Annotated in this window: 12 protein-coding genes, 1 other RNA gene and 1 pseudogene; 5 read left to right on the forward strand and 9 right to left on the reverse strand. The window is 71.1% G+C overall.

Going from position 1 to position 14,841, the window contains the following annotated elements; genetic code table 11:
* Positions 1–35: 35 nt before the first annotated feature.
* Positions 36–749: an ABC transporter ATP-binding protein gene (locus ACFYP4_RS04855; RefSeq protein WP_358855447.1), complete on the forward strand. Its 714-nt coding sequence runs from the start codon at positions 36–38 to the stop codon at positions 747–749.
* Between the two features lie 160 nt (positions 750–909).
* On the opposite strand, the gene ACFYP4_RS04860 is transcribed toward ACFYP4_RS04855, so the two are convergent.
* Entirely contained in the window at positions 910–1,911 is a 1,002-nt protein-coding gene (locus ACFYP4_RS04860) for an aldo/keto reductase (protein WP_358855446.1), read from the reverse strand.
* A 61-nt stretch (positions 1,912–1,972) separates the two neighbouring features.
* The gene (locus ACFYP4_RS04865; protein WP_358855445.1) at positions 1,973–2,296 is read right to left on the reverse strand and encodes a nuclear transport factor 2 family protein; all 324 of its coding nucleotides are present in this window, start codon (positions 2,294–2,296) and stop codon (positions 1,973–1,975) included.
* A gap of 141 nt (positions 2,297–2,437) precedes the next feature.
* Between ACFYP4_RS04865 and ACFYP4_RS04870 the strand changes: the two genes are divergently transcribed.
* Positions 2,438–2,983 (forward strand): DoxX family membrane protein, encoded by a 546-nt coding sequence (locus ACFYP4_RS04870; protein WP_358855453.1) that lies wholly within the window; start codon positions 2,438–2,440, stop codon positions 2,981–2,983.
* 59 nt (positions 2,984–3,042) lie between these two features.
* A pseudogene (locus ACFYP4_RS04875) lies at positions 3,043–3,234 on the forward strand (MazG-like family protein); the annotation flags it as partial.
* 538 nt (positions 3,235–3,772) lie between these two features.
* On the opposite strand, the gene ACFYP4_RS04880 reads toward ACFYP4_RS04875, so the two are convergent.
* From ACFYP4_RS04880 to ACFYP4_RS04895, 4 genes are all read right to left on the reverse strand, one after another.
* Positions 3,773–5,632: a DNA/RNA helicase domain-containing protein gene (locus tag ACFYP4_RS04880; RefSeq protein ID WP_388783813.1), complete on the reverse strand. Its 1,860-nt coding sequence runs from the start codon at positions 5,630–5,632 to the stop codon at positions 3,773–3,775.
* 102 nt (positions 5,633–5,734) lie between these two features.
* Positions 5,735–6,817, reverse strand: coding sequence for a protein NO VEIN domain-containing protein (locus tag ACFYP4_RS04885; protein WP_388782873.1), 1,083 nt, complete (start codon positions 6,815–6,817; stop codon positions 5,735–5,737).
* Positions 6,818–7,239: 422 nt separating this feature from the next.
* An RNA gene (gene rnpB / locus ACFYP4_RS04890) (RNase P RNA component class A) lies at positions 7,240–7,643 on the reverse strand.
* A 230-nt stretch (positions 7,644–7,873) separates the two neighbouring features.
* Complete coding sequence (locus ACFYP4_RS04895) at positions 7,874–9,313, reverse strand: RNB domain-containing ribonuclease (protein WP_388782876.1); 1,440 nt, start codon at positions 9,311–9,313, stop codon at positions 7,874–7,876.
* Positions 9,314–9,469: 156 nt separating this feature from the next.
* Between ACFYP4_RS04895 and yaaA the strand changes: the two genes are divergently transcribed.
* Entirely contained in the window at positions 9,470–10,270 is an 801-nt protein-coding gene (gene yaaA, locus ACFYP4_RS04900; protein WP_358855766.1) for a peroxide stress protein YaaA, read from the forward strand.
* 74 nt (positions 10,271–10,344) lie between these two features.
* Positions 10,345–11,118 carry a bifunctional 4-hydroxy-2-oxoglutarate aldolase/2-dehydro-3-deoxy-phosphogluconate aldolase gene (gene eda, locus ACFYP4_RS04905; protein WP_358855767.1) on the forward strand — a complete coding sequence of 258 codons (774 nt, stop codon included), beginning with the start codon at positions 10,345–10,347 and terminating at the stop codon, positions 11,116–11,118.
* Between the two features lie 13 nt (positions 11,119–11,131).
* Here the strand turns inward: eda and ACFYP4_RS04910 are convergent, their stop codons facing one another.
* From ACFYP4_RS04910 to ACFYP4_RS04920, 3 genes are read right to left on the reverse strand one after another with little or no spacing between them, the layout of a single operon-like run.
* Complete coding sequence (locus tag ACFYP4_RS04910; RefSeq protein ID WP_388782882.1) at positions 11,132–12,859, reverse strand: histidine phosphatase family protein; 1,728 nt, start codon at positions 12,857–12,859, stop codon at positions 11,132–11,134.
* 11 nt (positions 12,860–12,870) lie between these two features.
* A complete protein-coding gene (locus ACFYP4_RS04915) occupies positions 12,871–13,614 on the reverse strand; it encodes a C4-type zinc ribbon domain-containing protein (RefSeq protein ID WP_358855770.1) in 744 nt (247 codons plus the stop codon).
* Positions 13,611–14,462, reverse strand: a complete 852-nt coding sequence (locus ACFYP4_RS04920) for a Nif3-like dinuclear metal center hexameric protein (RefSeq protein WP_358855769.1) — start codon at positions 14,460–14,462, stop codon at positions 13,611–13,613. Before ACFYP4_RS04920 ends, ACFYP4_RS04915 begins: the two co-directional genes overlap by 4 nt.
* Between the last annotated feature and the right edge of the window lie 379 nt (positions 14,463–14,841).

A 14,841-nucleotide genomic window follows, 5' to 3' on the forward strand; every position in this document is an offset into this window, starting at 1 on the left:
GCCCCGGGCGACCCTCATTCCCCTCGGAGAACCTCATGTACAAGCTCACCGGCGTCACCAAGCGCTACACGCGCGGCAAGGAGACGGTGGAGGCGCTGCGCGGTGTCGACCTCGTCATCGAGGACGGCGACCAGCTCGTCATCCAGGGCCCCACGGGCGGCGGCAAGTCCACGCTGCTCCAGATGATCGGCGGCCTGGACCGCCCCACCTCCGGCAGCGTCGAACTGGACGGCGTGGACCTCGCCTCCGTCAGCGAGGCCAAGCTGACCCGGCTGCGCGCCGAGAAGGTCGGGATCATCTTCCAGGCGTTCAACCTCATCCCGACGCTGACCGCGCAGGAGAACGTCGAGACGGCGCTCGTACCGCTCGGCGTGAAACCCGCGGAGCGGCGCGCGCGGGCCGCCGAGGCGCTGGCCTCGGTCGGGCTCGGCGACCGGCTGGCGCATGCGCCGGCGGAGCTGTCCGGCGGCCAGCAGCAGCGCGTCGCCATCGCCCGCGCCCTGGTCAAGCGGCCCAAGGTGCTGCTCGCCGACGAGCCGACCGGCAACCTCGACGAGGGCACCCGTGACGACATCATGGCCCTGCTCGAAGGGCTGTGGCACGAGTACGGGCTGACGTTCGTCATGGTCACCCACGACTCGTCGATCGCCCGCCGCGCACCGCGGCTCGCCACGATCAGGGCGGGCCGGATCACGCTGACCGAGCAGGACGTACCGCGCCGGGAGTCGCCCGAGGCGTACGCGGGGTAAGGGCGGGGCCGGGGGCGCCCCGCAGGCGTACGCGGGTAGGGCCGGGGGTCGCCACGCAGGCGTACGCGGGGGTAGGGCGCCGCCGCACCGGGGGGTCACCTCGGCCGTACGCGGGGTTGGGGCGCGCCGGGGACGGCGCCGCCCTGCCCGGTCCGTCCGTTCACCGTCCGAGCACGTCGTCGATCTCGGTCAACTGGCGGGCGGTGAGCGGCCCCTTGGCCATCGCGCCCGCGTTCTCCTCGGCCTGGGCGACCGAGCGGAAGCCCGGGATCGGGACGGTGCGCGGGCTGCGCGCCCACAGCCAGGCGAGGGCACCCTGTGCCGGGGTGCGGCCGTCGCTGGTGAGGATGTCCTTCAGGGAGTCGACCCGGGCGAGCCAGTGCGGGTCGGCGCCCTCGCCCTCGGAGAAGCCGGGCAGCCAGGCGGGCGGGGTGCTGCGGATGTCCCCGGCCGCGAGCGCGCGCCCCGCGCGGTGCTTGCCGGTGAGCAGCCCCATGGCGAGGGGGCTGCGGTTGATGCTGGCGAGGTCCGACTCCGCGCAGAGCGCGAGGAGTTCGGGGGCGTCCTGGAGCACGTTGAGACGGTGCTGCACGGCCGCGCAGTGCGGACCGGCCGCGAAGACGGCCGCGCGCTCAGGGTCGTCGGTACTCCACGCGTAGGCCCGGACGAGTCCCTCACGCACGAACTCCTCGCACGTGTCGCGCAGTTCGGCGGCACGCTCAGGGTCGGCGTCGGAGAGGTGGAGCTGGTAGAGGTCGACGTGGTCGGTGTCGAGCCGGCGCAGGGAGGCGGTCAGGGCCCGCCGGGCGTACGCCGGGGAGTCGTCGCTCCCTACGAGGAGCCGGCGGTCCTCGTCGATCACGTTGCCCCATTTGGTGGCGACGACCACGTCGGCCCGCCGCTTGCCCAGGGCCCGTCCGAGGACGCGCTCGCTGTGCCCGGCGCCGTACGCGTCCGCGGTGTCGAAGAAGGTGACACCGAGGTCGAGGGCGCGCCGCACGGCCCGTACGGACTCCTCGTCGTCGACCCTGCCCCAGCCCAGGGGCTGCCCGTCGGCGGACGACCACTCCCCGCCGATGGCCCAGCAGCCGAAGCCGAGCGCGCTCACCTCGATGCCGCTGCGTCCCAGTGTCCTGCGCGCGTGCCACGTGTTGTCGTTCATGCCGCAGGACGCTAGGAGTTGGAGCGCACACGAGGGCAAGGGCCGTCGCTGATACCGGTGTTCAGGCCTGGCCGGTCTCGAAGCGGGAGACCCTGCCGTCCTCGACGACGAAGGTCCACCGTGTCTTCATCTCGCCCCAGGTGTCGTTGCTGTAGCGGGCGAGGAGGGAACGGCCGCCGTTGGACTCGTTGTCGACCTCCAGGTGGCCGTGGGAGGAGAAGATCTCCCGGTCGGTCCAGTCGGCGAGGTCACGGTCGGAGCCGTCGTCGGACATGGTGGCGTCCGGGGTGAGCACGGCAAGGAAAGCCGCGTGGTCGTGGGCGTTCACGGCACTGACGAAGGCCCGCACGGCCGGGTCACTGAGCTTGGTCACCTGAATCGTCATGCCAGTCACACTCACACCGCTCCCCGGAGGGCGCCACCCGTACGGCGGGTCCGGGCCCGCCGCACCCGGCCGATCGGTGCGAGGGTGAACGCGGGAGGGGTCCATTCCGACGCTGTCCGCTGCTCTGCTCTGGGAGTCATGGTGACCTGTTACGACCGAAACGACCTGGGCCTGCTGCTGCTCCGGCTGGGCACGGGCGGGGTGCTGGCCGCGCACGGGGCGCAGAAACTGTTCGGCTGGTTCGGCGGCGGTGGCCTCTCCGGAACCGCCACGGCCATGGAGTCCATGGGGTACACGCCCGGCCGGGCCAGCGCGACGGCGGCGGGTCTGGCCGAGGCGGGCGGCGGCACGCTGCTCGCGCTGGGCCTCGCGACACCGGCGGCGGGCGCCGCGGCGGCGGGCGGGATGGCGGGCGCGGCGGCGGTGCACGCGCCCAACGGCTTCTTCGCGCAGAGCGGCGGCTACGAGCACGCCGCGTACCTGGGCCTGGCCGCGGCGGGCCTCGCCGTGACGGGACCGGGCCGGCTCTCCCTGGACCACCTGCTCGGCCACACGGTGAACCGCGGCTGGATGGTGCCGACGGCGCTCGCCGTGACGGCGGCGGCGACGCTGGTGGTGGTGGGCACCCGCAACCAGCGGGTCCGGAGGGCGGCCGAGGGCGAGCAGGACCCCTTGTTCGAGGAGTAGGCGTCACCTGTTCGAGGAGTAGGCCTCACCGTCGGCCTCGGGGGGGAGAGACTGCCCCCATGGCTGATCACACCGCTGCCGCCGAAGACCTCTGGGCCACGATCGACGACCTGCACACCTGGCTGGACGACCACCGCACGCACGACGGCCGGGAGGAACTCCTGCTGCGGATGCTGAAGCTCACGGAGGAGGTCGGCGAGGTCGCGCAGGCGGTGATCGGGGCGGCGGGCCACAACCCGCGCAAGGGCACGAGGCTGATGGCAGCGCCGCCCGACCGGAAGCGGTACCGGGTCGACTCGTGTGAGGCTCGGTGAATGCCTGCTCGACCCCAGAACTGACGTCACTACGCGACTCTTTCTCGGCGGGCGCCCAGGTACTCATCGTGGACGCACAACGAACCGCACAGAATCGGGGAGCACTCGCGCTGCCGACTCCAACTCGGCCAGCCGCTTCGCCGGCGTGGATTCGGCTAGCTTGGGCGGCAGTGCCTGCGCGAACTTCAGTCCCTTGCCCGCCCGCTCGTCGACCTCCGGCAAGCACAGATGGTCTGGGGCAGCAGCCGAAGCTTTGGTGCGATGCTGCTGGGCGGGAATGACGCCCGTCTGCAAGGGCGCCGGCTCGGAACAGCTCCGCCTCGGACAGCCCCGCAGCCTGTCCGACACCAATGACCCCACACGTCCACTTGCCGGACGCTGTCGTTACCGATGCAGCAGCTCTCCTATGCGCAGGTAGGCGTCACCCGGCTCTTTGGAGGACCGGCGAACCACGTGGGTGGTGAAGGTCCCCCACTCACGGGCTCTGCTTTATCCCAGCCGGGACCAGGCTAGCCAGCATGGCCTGAGTCTCCGGATCGGTTGAGTAGAGTACGGTACCGACCATCCCCCGCGTGAGTAGCACTTTGTAGGTATTTCGAATAAGGCGACCGAAGGCTTCTGGCTCCGCCTTTTTCACGGTGCGGTCCTTGCTCTCTCCACGAACAGCACGCCACCCGTCTCCGCGCCATACGAGGTCGGGACCGAAGATCATTCCGTTCCAGGCATACTCGAATCCTTGAGCCGTGTAAATGCACCCGATCTGCCCGAATCCTGACGGATCAGTGGCCCACAGCGAGGAGACGGGTGCCCCTCCTACAGATCGCTCACCTCTAAGGTTCCAGGGCCTGCACCATTCCCCAATAACCACGTCGTCGACGAGACTGCCGTCAATGCGTGGATCGCTCCACTGCCAGCAGAATCCTGCCGTCATGCGCGAGGTGTAGCCGGATTCCTGCCGGCCTCGTAGGTAGCTCTCCATCCTCTGGGGCGATTCGGCGACAAGCAGCTCGAAATCTTCCTCGGGCTGCCACTGAATCGGACCACCGGGCTCAAGGCCGAGGAGACGGAGGACCCAATGTTCGTAGGCACGGCTCCCGCCGCACCGGAACTGGCTGTTGAGGTCGACATGGCGAACAATGCACCTGCGCGCGCGAGCAGCCTCGTCGATGGTCTCGACACTTCCCATCTCCTCGGGCCTCACGACCTGATGCTCGTCGATCAGGAAGACGGGTACCCTGGCTGCGTCGATGAGTTCCTCCACTTGACTTCGACCGCTCCCCTGCCCGGCGTACGCGCCCTGCCTCGACGACCGCTGGCGAATGCGATGGGCTTCGTCACAGATCAAGACGTCCAGCCCGTTTCGTTCAGCACTTGTGAAGTCGAAGAAATAACGGAAAAGCTTTGGAATTCGGCTGTTCCTAGTGCCGACGACGTGTCGAAGAGTGGTAGTGAAGGATTTGGATCCGGTGGCGTGGACAACGCTTCGCCCGTTCCTCCCGAGGTGTCCCATCAGGTGCAGCGCAATAATGCTCTTACCCGAACCAGGACCTCCGGATATTACTATGACTTCCTTTTGGTCCGACTGGCGCGACAGGTCCGCCGCCCGCTTCACCAGACGAGCCGCCACCTCCTGCTCATCCATCAGGAGAAACTCACCGCCGTCGATTATTTCGGCAGCAGCGGCACGCATCAGGTGACGACCAGGAGCACAGGGGCTAGCCAGGAGATAATCAGCCTCTTCCGAACCATCCAGGGCAGAAAGACGGCTCTGCAGATACTGAATAAGTTCTCCGCGGGATGTATCCGTGAAGAGTTGAGCTCTCGCGTCGGGTAATCTTAGCAGTTCACTGACATCCCGATCGGCTGCGTAGTGCAGATAGGCCACGCCCGCGACGGCGTCCTTCTGATCACTCAGTACGTTGGTGAAGTCCTGCACGTAGTCGCAGTAGCGGCGCACCTGGGCCACGGGATGCAGAGCCGGTCGATTTCCCATTCTCGCCACTAGACATAAATTGTCAGTGCCAGGAACGAGGCGTGCTTCGCTCCACTGCTTGAGCTCGACGATGACGTAGGACGGACTGCCCGTCCTGGGGTGGGACCCGGCAAGGACAATATCTGCGCGCAGGCTGGTAAGGGGTAATCGCTGCTCGATCAGCACCTCGATGCCATCCAGCCCCGCGTCGCACAGAACCTCTGCCAGGGCCGGGAGACTGTTCTCCCACGAGCGGCGTTCACTGGACGAAGGGGGCTGAAAGAGCACCGAACGGTACTTCCGTTCGAGCCGCTCGAAGAGGGTTCCATCACTGCACTGATCGAACAGTGCACGTGCGGACATGCGAAGAAGAGGCACGGACCATCTCCATGAAGGGCTGTGGACTCGAAACCAAGGGGGCCAGCGGGGGCTTGCTCCCGGATCCCTGAAGGTGCATCTGGGCAGTCAGGCGAGCGGTAGGCGGTACTCGAAGCTCCGCGGCCTCAAATCCGCCTCAGCCGGCGCCCAGTCATGGAGGTGCAACACCCTGCCGCCGCTCGCTGTGTATGTGTCGGTCCGCAAGTCCACCTTGATGTCACTGACCACGAATAGGTCCACGGTGTTCTGCGGGTCTCGGGCATGCTCGACCTCGTTGATCGTCAGGTCGACGCTCGTGGCCGCTCCCGTTGTCCCCTTCACCTCTACGCGGCGCTCTTCCCTTTCACGGGTGCAGCGGAGGTCGTACGGCTTGCCAAGGCGTTCGACTATCCAGCCCTCCCCCTCGTAGTGAGCGGCTGCCATGTCCTCCGCATGCAGTTCGATGGCCTTGCGCTTCTTGGGGTCGAAAACGAAGCCCGCTCCACTGGAGGGCCGCTTTGGCTGCTTGGGCGGCTTCACCTGCTCCTCGGTGAAGCCGGGCGTGTGGTTCAGGGCCACCGTCTGCTCTTCGGACCAGTTGGCCGGGATCCCGGCCGCATCGAGCAACGACTGCGGATCCATGTCGACCAGCATGCCTATGCCTCGTTGAGTGCCCGAAACACGTATGGCGTCACTGGCGGCCAAGCCAAGCGGCCCGTCCTCATCGAGACTGACGTCGTGGAGTACAGCCAGTGGCTCGATGCCGAAGCGCACCGGGTACCTGATGGCGTTCTCGGCTTCCTCGTCCGGCCAGTGAGGAGCCTCTGCCCCGTAGAAGTTCTCACGTACCTCGAACAGGTACAGAGTGATCTTCCTTTTCCTCCATACGTCGAGTTGTACGCGCGGACCCACTCCCGTGGCCAGCACGGCGAAGCGCGGACGCGCGGACCGGTACTCGGGCTTCCACACAGGAAACCCCCACGACCGGGTTTCGATCCCGTACCGCAGGTTGCGCTGGGTTCCGGGCGATTGACCTACGTGGACCATCACGAACGAGGCTGTCCGCGAGGGATCGTGGAGGGGAGCGGGATCGTCATCCCTGCGGCTGTCCTCGTGCCTTGCCAAGTACCTTCCTCCGTGACCGCCGACCTCTGCGCCGATCCCAAACGATCGACTGAGCGCCATGACCATGACGCATGTCGATCATATTTTCATACAACTAAGGTCAGTGGTTGACGAGTTGGCAACACAAAGCAGAAACAGGGCGAGAGGACACCAGTGCTCCACCAGTGCCCGTTCAAGGCACGCTGCGCGACAGGATGGCGCCCCGCGTCCACATGCCCAAGAGGCTCGGACCACAAAGACGGACCACCCTCACCTGCTGCAGCGTGAGGGCTGTCCTGGCTGGCGATGTGTACTTTTTCGCCGACGACGATCTTGGCTGGCACGTCCTAGCCGTACTGGAACGCTCGACAGCGAAGGACTCGCCAAGGCCGTACCGCGAGACCGCGCGGTCACCGAATGACTCGCCCTGTTCGCAGGTAAGGCGAGATGTACCCAGACATGACAAAGGGCCCCGAACAGGCCATAAGGCCAGGTCGGAGCCCTAATGGCAGACGAGTCGGGCTGTACGCCGGGTTCTGTTCCGGTGGGTTCTTGCGAACCCGCCGGCGACGGCCATCCATCTAGGGCCGGCGTTGCCGCCGGCCTCGTGCGGTCTACCCGCGGACTCGGGCGAGCAGCCCTCGAACGTCCGCGCAGAGCGCGTTTTACCGCGCTCCTTTTGACCTTGCTCCGGGTGGGGTTTACCTAGCCGCCTGAGTCACCTCAGGCGCTGGTGGTCTCTTACACCACCATTTCACCCTTACCGGGGACCTGGATCCCCGGCGGTCTGTTTTCTGTGGCACTGTCCCGCGGGTCACCCCGGGTGGCCGTTAGCCACCACCCTGCCCTGTGGAGCCCGGACGTTCCTCGGGGAGGTCCACAAGAACCTCCACGCGGCCGCCCGCCCGGCTCGTCTGCCGTACCGGCCATGCTACCGGGCGTACGGGCGCCCGCCGTCCCTAGGGCCTGTCTGCCAATTCCCGTCGTCGCCCGGAGGGCGGCCTCGCGGCGTCAGGTGCGTGCTCTCGGCGTGCCGGGCGTAGAGCCTCGTACTGGACGTACTTGGGTCTATGCCCGGTGCGGCGAGAGTGCGTGCATGGCGTCGCGAGGCAGACGGGAATTGTCAGACAGGCCCTAGCCCGCTCACGCCGGAGCGAAGCTCACCTTCGCCGCGCCCGGGTCCGCCTGGGTGAGGCGGACGCGGAGGCGTTCTCCCAGGGGGAGCGGGGTCGTGGTGCTCTCGATGCGGGCGACGATCGCCGGGTCCTCCAGCTGGACGGTGCCCACGGTGGGTTCGTGTTCCTTCACGTCCACCACGCAGCCGTCGAAGACTTCGCCGACGCGGTCCTTGAGCAGGGCGGCCTCGACGGTGTCCACGCACGCGCGCTCCACGGAGCCGGCCCTGCGGGTGCCCTCGGCCATCTCCTTGGGGAGGTCGTCCAGGGTTGCCAGCACCCAGTCCGGGGTCGGCCGGCCGGCGACGGCGGCGAGGCAGATCTCCGCGGCGTACCGGTCGACGAGCCGGCGCAGCGGGGCGGTGCAGTGCGCGTAGGGCGCGGCGACGGCGGCGTGCGAGGTGAGGTCGGGGAGCACGCCGTCGCGGAAGACGGTGTAGCCCGCGCCGCGCAGCAGCGTCGTGCACTCCTGGAGGAAGGCCGCGTGCGGCGGGTGGTGCGGGTCGAGGGAACGGATCAGCTGCGCGTACGAGACGTGGTGCGGCCAGTCCACGCGCAGCGCCTCCGCGGTGCGGCGCAGGCGGCCCACGGCGCCGTCGGGGGCGGCCGGGAGCGTACGCAGGACGCCGGTGCCGTGCGCGAGCATGAGGTCGGCCGCCGCCATCCCGGTGAGCAGGGAGATCTGCGCGTTCCAGCCTTCGGCGGGGAGCGGGGCGCGGAAGGCGAGTTCGTACGTGTGGTCGTGTCCGACGATCTCCTGCTCGGGGACGTTGAGGGAGATGCCGCCCCGCTCCTCCTCCAGCCGCTCGCGCAGCAGGCCGATGTCCTTGAGGAGGGTGAGCGGTTCCTCCGCCGTCCCCTCGTCGAGCTGCCGCTGCACGTGCTCGTAGGCGAGTTTGGCGCGGCTGCGGACGAGGGCCCGGCGTACGTCGGCCGACTCCGTGCGGCCGTCCGCGTCGAGGTCGATCGTCCACAGCACGGCCGGGCGGACCTGGTCGGGCAGCAGGCTGGCCGCGCCCTCGGAGAGCCGCGGCGGGTGCAGCGGGACCCGCTCGTCCGGGAAGTAGAGGGTGGTGACCCTGCGGTGGGCCTCCGCGTCCAGGGCGCCGCCGGGTGTGACGAACGCGGCGACGTCCGCGATCGCGTAGTGGACGCGGTATCCGCCGGGCCTGCGTGACAGGTGCATCGCCTGGTCGAGGTCGGTGGAGGCGGGCGGGTCGACGGTGAACAGCGGCACGTCCGTCGCGTCGTACGACGGGAGGCGGGGCGTTCTCGCGGCCTGCTCGGCCTCGGCGAGGGCGCCGGCCGGGAAGGTCTCGGGCACGTCGAGTTCGGTGCGCAGGGCGCGCAGCGCTTCCCGCAGCGGGGCTTCGGCTGCGCCGGTGACGCGTATGTGACGACGAGGCATGCAGCGAGCGTAGGCAGAAAACGGCCCGGAGGCCGTACCGGGGGTGGTCTCGGTGGTCCCTGGCGGGGTTTTCGGGGCGTGGACCGGGTGCGCGGGCGGCCCGCCCGGACCCCGTACCCTGGCGCCGGGCCACCGCCACCATGAGGAGAAACAACCGTGCTCGTCCTGCTGCCGCCCTCCGAGGGAAAGGCCCCGTCCGGCCGGGGCGCCGCCCTGAAACTGGAGTCGCTGTCCCTTCCCGGGCTCACCGGGACGCGTCGGGCGGTCCTCGACGAGCTGGTCGAGCTCTGCTCCGGCGACGAGGAGAAGGCCCGCGAGGTGCTCGGCCTGAGCGAGGGCCTGCGCGGCGAGGTCGGCAAGAACGCGCAGCTGCCGTCCGCCGGGACGCGGCCGGCCGGGGAGATCTACACGGGGGTCCTGTACGACGCCCTGGACCTGGCCTCGCTGGACACGGCCGCCAAGCGGCGGGCGGGGCGTTCGCTGCTGGTGTTCTCCGGGCTGTGGGGGGCGGTCCGGGTGAGCGACCGGATCCCGTCCTACCGCTGTTCCATGGGGGTGCGGCTGCCGGGGCTCGGTGCGCTGGGCGCCTGCTGGCGGGCGGCGATGGCCGAGGTTCTCCCGGAGGCGGCGGGGTCCGGGCTGGTGCTCGACCTGCGCTCGTCCGCGTACGCGAGCGCCTGGAAGCCGACGGGCGAGGTGGCCGGGCGGACGGCGACGGTGCGGGTGCTGCACTCGCAGCTCGTCGACGGGGTGGAGAAGCGTTCGGTCGTGAGCCACTTCAACAAAGCGACGAAGGGCCGCATCGTGCGTGCCCTGCTGACCGCCGGTGCCGTGCCTGCGGACCCGGCGGAGCTGGTGGAGGCGCTCCGGGACCTGGGGTACCTGGTGGAGGCGCAGCCGCCCGTGAAGGCCGGCCGGGTCTGGAACCTGGACGTGGTGGTCACGGAAATCCACTGACCCACCCCCACACACGTGTTGCAACATGCGCAATGACCTTTGCGCATGTTGCACACCCCGGGCAGGATGAGGGCATGACCTCGTCGCTGCCCTCGTCGCCGTCCGCCGCCGAGCCCCCGGCGCCTGCCTCCGCGCCGGACTCCGTACTGGACTCCGCACCGGACCGCGGGCCCGGCTCCCCGCTCGGCTCCGCACCGGACCGCGCGCTCGGCTCCCCGCTCGACTCCGCACCGAGCTCCCTGCTGGATCTCGCGCCCGTCGTCCCCGTGGTCGTCGTCGAGGACGCCGCCGACGCCGTACCGCTCGCGCGTGCCCTCGTCGCGGGCGGGCTGCGGGCGATCGAGGTGACGCTGCGGACGCCCGCGGCGGTCGCCGCGATCCGAGCGATCGCCGCGGAGGTCCCCGACGCGGTGGTCGGCGCGGGTACGGTCCTCTCCCCCGCGCAGGTGACGGACGCCGTCGCCGCGGGCGCCCGCTTCCTGGTCAGCCCCGGCTGGACGGACGTACTCCTGGAGGCCATGCGGGCGTCCGGGGTGCCGTTCCTGCCGGGGGTGTCCACCACGTCGGAGGTGGTGGCGCTGCTGGAGCGCGGTGTGCGCGAGATGAAGTTCTTCCCGGCGCAGGCCGCGGGCGGCACCGACTATCTCAAGTCCCTCGCCGGGCCCCTTCCGCTGGCTCGGTTCTGCCCGACCGGCGGGATCGGGCTCGCCTCGGCTCCGGAGTACCTGGCGCTGCCCAACGTCGGCTGTGTGGGCGGCAGTTGGATGCTTCCGGCCGACGCGGTGGCGGCCCGGGACTGGGGCCGGGTGGAGGCGCTCGCGCGGGAGGCGGCGGCGCTGCGCCCCTGAACCGGGCGGCTCCTCAGCGCAGGTGGGAGGTGTCGTTGAGCAGCCGGAGGCTGGCGTTGCCGTCGGCGTAGTACGCCAGCGCCGACAGGGAGGCCGCCGACAGTTCCATGCGGAACAGGGCCTGTGGCGGGGCGCCCAGGGCGAGCCGTACGAGCGTCTTGACGGGCGTCACGTGCGAGACGAGCAGCACGGTGCGGCCGGCGTACGCGGCGACGAGCCCGTCCCGGGTCGCGGCGACCCGCCGCTCCACGGCCGCGAAGCTCTCACCGCCGCCGGTCGGTTCGGCCTCCGTCGAGTGCAGCCAGGCGTTCAGGTCCTCGGGGTGGCGCTCGCGCACCTCCCCGAAGGTCAGCCCCTCCCACGCCCCGAAGTCGGTCTCCCGCAGACCGTCCTCGACGACCACGTCCAGGCCCAGGCGGCCGGCGACGATCCCGGCGGTCTCCCGGCAGCGGGCCAGCGGCGACGACACGATCGCCTCGATCGTGCCCCGCGCGGCGAGCGCCGCGGCCACCCGCCGGGCCTGCTGCCGCCCGACCTCCGACAGGGCCGGATCACTCCCCCCGCTTCCGGAGAACCGCTTCTGCGGGGTCAGCGGCGTCTCCCCGTGCCGCAGGAGCACGAAGGTGGCGGGGGGCCCGAGGTCGGGGGGTGCGGTGGGGGCGACGGGGGCGATGGGGGCGCCCTGCACGGGGGGTGCGGGGGCCGTGGTGTCTTCGGCGGGCTCTGGGGACGCGACCGGGCCCGTACGGCCCAGAGCTGCGCCCGGTTCGGCGGACGGCGGGGAGGCGCTCGGTCCGGTGGACGCCGGGGAGGCGCTCGGTCCGGTGGACGCCGAGGCTGGGGAGGCCTTCGGTGTCGTGCATCCGTCAGGCGTGCCGGGTCCGGCGGGCGTCGGGGAAGTGCCCGGCGCCCGCGGCGCGGGGGACGTGCTCGGCGTCCTTGCCGCGTTTCGTGCGGCGCGGGCGTCGGCGGCGGCCCGCAGGCCGGGCACCGGGCGCGGGTCGGCGGTGTCGGCCGCGCCGCCTTCGCCCCGTGTCCCCGGGGTGTCCGGTGTCCCCTGGGTGTCCGGGGCGTCCCGGGTGTCCTGGGTGTCCGAGCCGGCGGGCGGAGGCGTGGAAGCGGCCACCACTGGTGACGAGGCGGGATGCCGGAACAGCGCCGCGGTGGTCCTCGTCGGGTCCGTCGCCGTCGCCGGAGGGCGCGCGAGGGCCGCGCGGGCCCTGGCCGCACCGGCGGCGGCGTCGCCGGGCGGGCCGGCGGGCTCGGGCGGCGCGGTCCTCGCCGCGCGGGCGGCGCGGTCGGCCGTCGAACGGGCCGCCGACCACTGCTCGCCCCGCCCGCCCGCGTCCATCGCCTCGTTGGCGAGCCGGTCGGCGTGCTTGTTCCGCTCGCGCGGGATCCACTCGTAGGTGACCTGGGCGGCCGGGAGGACCCGGGCGGCCTCGGCCGCGAGAGGCTTCATGTCGGGGTGCTTGATCCTCCAGCGGCCCGACATCTGCTCGACGACGAGCTTGGAGTCCATCCGGACGCGGACCGACGCGGCCGGGTCCAGCTCACGGGCGGCACGCAGGCCCGCGACCAGACCCCGGTACTCCGCCACGTTGTTCGTGGCGACGCCGAGGAACTCCGCGGCCTCCGCCAGGGTCTCCCCCGTCGCCGCGTCGATCACCACGGCGCCGTACCCCGCGGGTCCCGGGTTGCCCCGGGAACCGCCGTCGGCCTCGACGATGAACTGCCGCACCCGTGCGTCCCCTACAGGCCCGACTCGGACGTGCGCACCAGGATGCGGCGGCAGTTCTCGCAGCGCAGCACGGTGTCGGGAGAGGCCGCCTTGACCTCGTTGACCTCGGTGATGTTGAGCTCCAGGCGGCAGCCCTCGCAGCGGCGCTGGTACAGCCGGGCCGCACCGACACCGCCCTGCTGCTGGCGGAGCTTGTCGTAGAGCTTCAGCAGGTCGGCGGGGACGGAACCCGCGACGACCTCGCGCTCCTTCGTCACGGACGCGGCCTCACCGTCGATCTCCTCGCAGGCGGCGTCCCGGCGGCCCGTGGCGTCGTCGATCTTCGACTGGACGGAGGAGACCCGCTCGGTCAGCTCGGCGACCCGCTCCTGCGCGGACTCGCGGCGCTCCATGACCTCGAGGACGACGTCCTCCAGGTCGCCCTGCCGCTTGGCGAGGGAGACGATCTCGCGCTGGAGGTTCTCCAGGTCCTTGGAGGACGAAACGGCACCCGAGTCGAGGCGCTTCTGGTCGCGGGCGGCGCGCTGGCGCACCTGGTCGACGTCCTGCTCCGCCTTGGTCTGCTCGCGGGCGCAGTCGCTCTCCTCGGTCTGCGCGGCGACGAGCAGGTCGCGCAGCTGGATGAGGTCCTTGTTCAGCGACTCGATCTCGGCGTGCTCGGGCAGCGACCTGCGCCGGTGCGCCAGCTGCTGCAGGCGCGCGTCGAAGGACTGGACGTCGAGGAGTCGGATCTGGTCGGCGGGCGCGGCGTTCAGTTGGGGGCTCCTGTTGATGTGTTCGGTGAGGCCGCGTGGGCGGTCCAGGGGTCGGTGACCGTCCGGGAGACGTGGACGCGAAGTCCCCATCCGTGCCGGTCGGAGATCTCGTCGAGCTGGGCGGCGGCCAGCTCGCACCAGGGCCACTCGGTGGCCCAGTGCGCCGCGTCGAGCAGCGCGAGAGGACTGTCGGCGCGGGCCTCGGACGCCGGGTGGTGGCGCAGGTCCGCGGTGAGGAAGGCGTCGACGCCCGCGGCGCGCACCGCGTCGAAGAGGCTGTCGCCGGAGCCGCCGCTGACCGCGACGGTCCGGACGAGCGCGTCCGGGTCGCCGGCGACCCGGATGCCCTGCGCGGTGGCGGGCAGCCGCTCGGCGGCGCGGGCGGCGAACTCGCGGACGGTCAGCGGGTGGTCCAGTTCGCAGACGCGGCCGAGGCCCCGGCGGCCCTCCGCGTCGGTCTCGTCCGGGACGAGGGGCCGTACGACCCGCAGGTCCAGGGCGCCGGCGAGGGCGTCCGAGACGCCCGGGTCCGCGCGGTCGGCGTTGGTGTGCGCGACGTGCAGCGCGATGTCGTGCTTGATGAGCGTGTGGACGGCGCGGCCCTTGAAGTGCGTCGCCGCGACCGTGGTCGTACCGCGCAAATAAAGCGGGTGGTGGGTGACCAGCAGACCGGCGCCCAGCTCCACCGCCTCGTCGACGATCTCCTGGACGGGGTCGACGGCGAACAGCACCCGGGACACGTCCTGGTCGGGGTCGCCGCAGACGGTGCCGACCGCGTCCCAGCCCTCGGCCCTCTCGGGCGGCCAGAGGGCGTCGAGCGCGGCGATGACTTCAGACAGACGGGGCACGGGGAAAGGCTACCTGGCTCCCGTCCCCGCCCGACCGGTCACGGGTGACTCGAGCTGCCCGGCCCGACCGGAGCGGAGTCGCCGGCGGCGCCCGGCGGCCGGGCCGGCCCGGCCGCCGGGGGCGCGGCGGGCGCCCCCGGGGTACGTCGGCGGGTCCCGCGGCCCATCGGCCAGTGCCCCGGACGGGGGCGAGCGCCGGGGGTCGCGGGTGGCGACGGTCGCGGGTGGCGGCGGTCGCGGAGGCACTGGACCGTCGGCGACCTGCCGGGGACCCGGTGGACACGGGACCCGGTGGACACGGGGCCCGGTCAAGACGGGGCCCGGTGAAGACGGGGCCGTCGCGGCTGCCTGGACCGTCGCGGGGGCTGTCGCGGACGCG

It is taken from the genome of Streptomyces sp. NPDC005551 (assembly GCF_042871785.1).
Classification (GTDB): Bacteria; Actinomycetota; Actinomycetes; order Streptomycetales; family Streptomycetaceae; genus Streptomyces.

Bases quoted from the DNA above. Each gene is read 5' to 3' on its own strand.
- ACFYP4_RS04860 (WP_358855446.1), bottom strand. From the start codon at position 1,911: ATGAACGACAACACGTGGCACGCGCGCAGGACACTGGGACGCAGCGGC.
- ACFYP4_RS04895 (WP_388782876.1), bottom strand. From the start codon at position 9,313: ATGCCTCGTCGTCACATACGCGTCACCGGCGCAGCCGAAGCCCCGCTG.
- ACFYP4_RS04855 (WP_358855447.1), top strand. From the start codon at position 36: ATGTACAAGCTCACCGGCGTCACCAAGCGCTACACGCGCGGCAAGGAG.
- ACFYP4_RS04880 (WP_388783813.1), bottom strand. From the start codon at position 5,632: ATGTCCGCACGTGCACTGTTCGATCAGTGCAGTGATGGAACCCTCTTC.
- ACFYP4_RS04885 (WP_388782873.1), bottom strand. From the start codon at position 6,817: ATGGTCATGGCGCTCAGTCGATCGTTTGGGATCGGCGCAGAGGTCGGC.
- eda (WP_358855767.1), top strand. From the start codon at position 10,345: ATGACCTCGTCGCTGCCCTCGTCGCCGTCCGCCGCCGAGCCCCCGGCG.
- ACFYP4_RS04865 (WP_358855445.1), bottom strand. From the start codon at position 2,296: ATGACGATTCAGGTGACCAAGCTCAGTGACCCGGCCGTGCGGGCCTTC.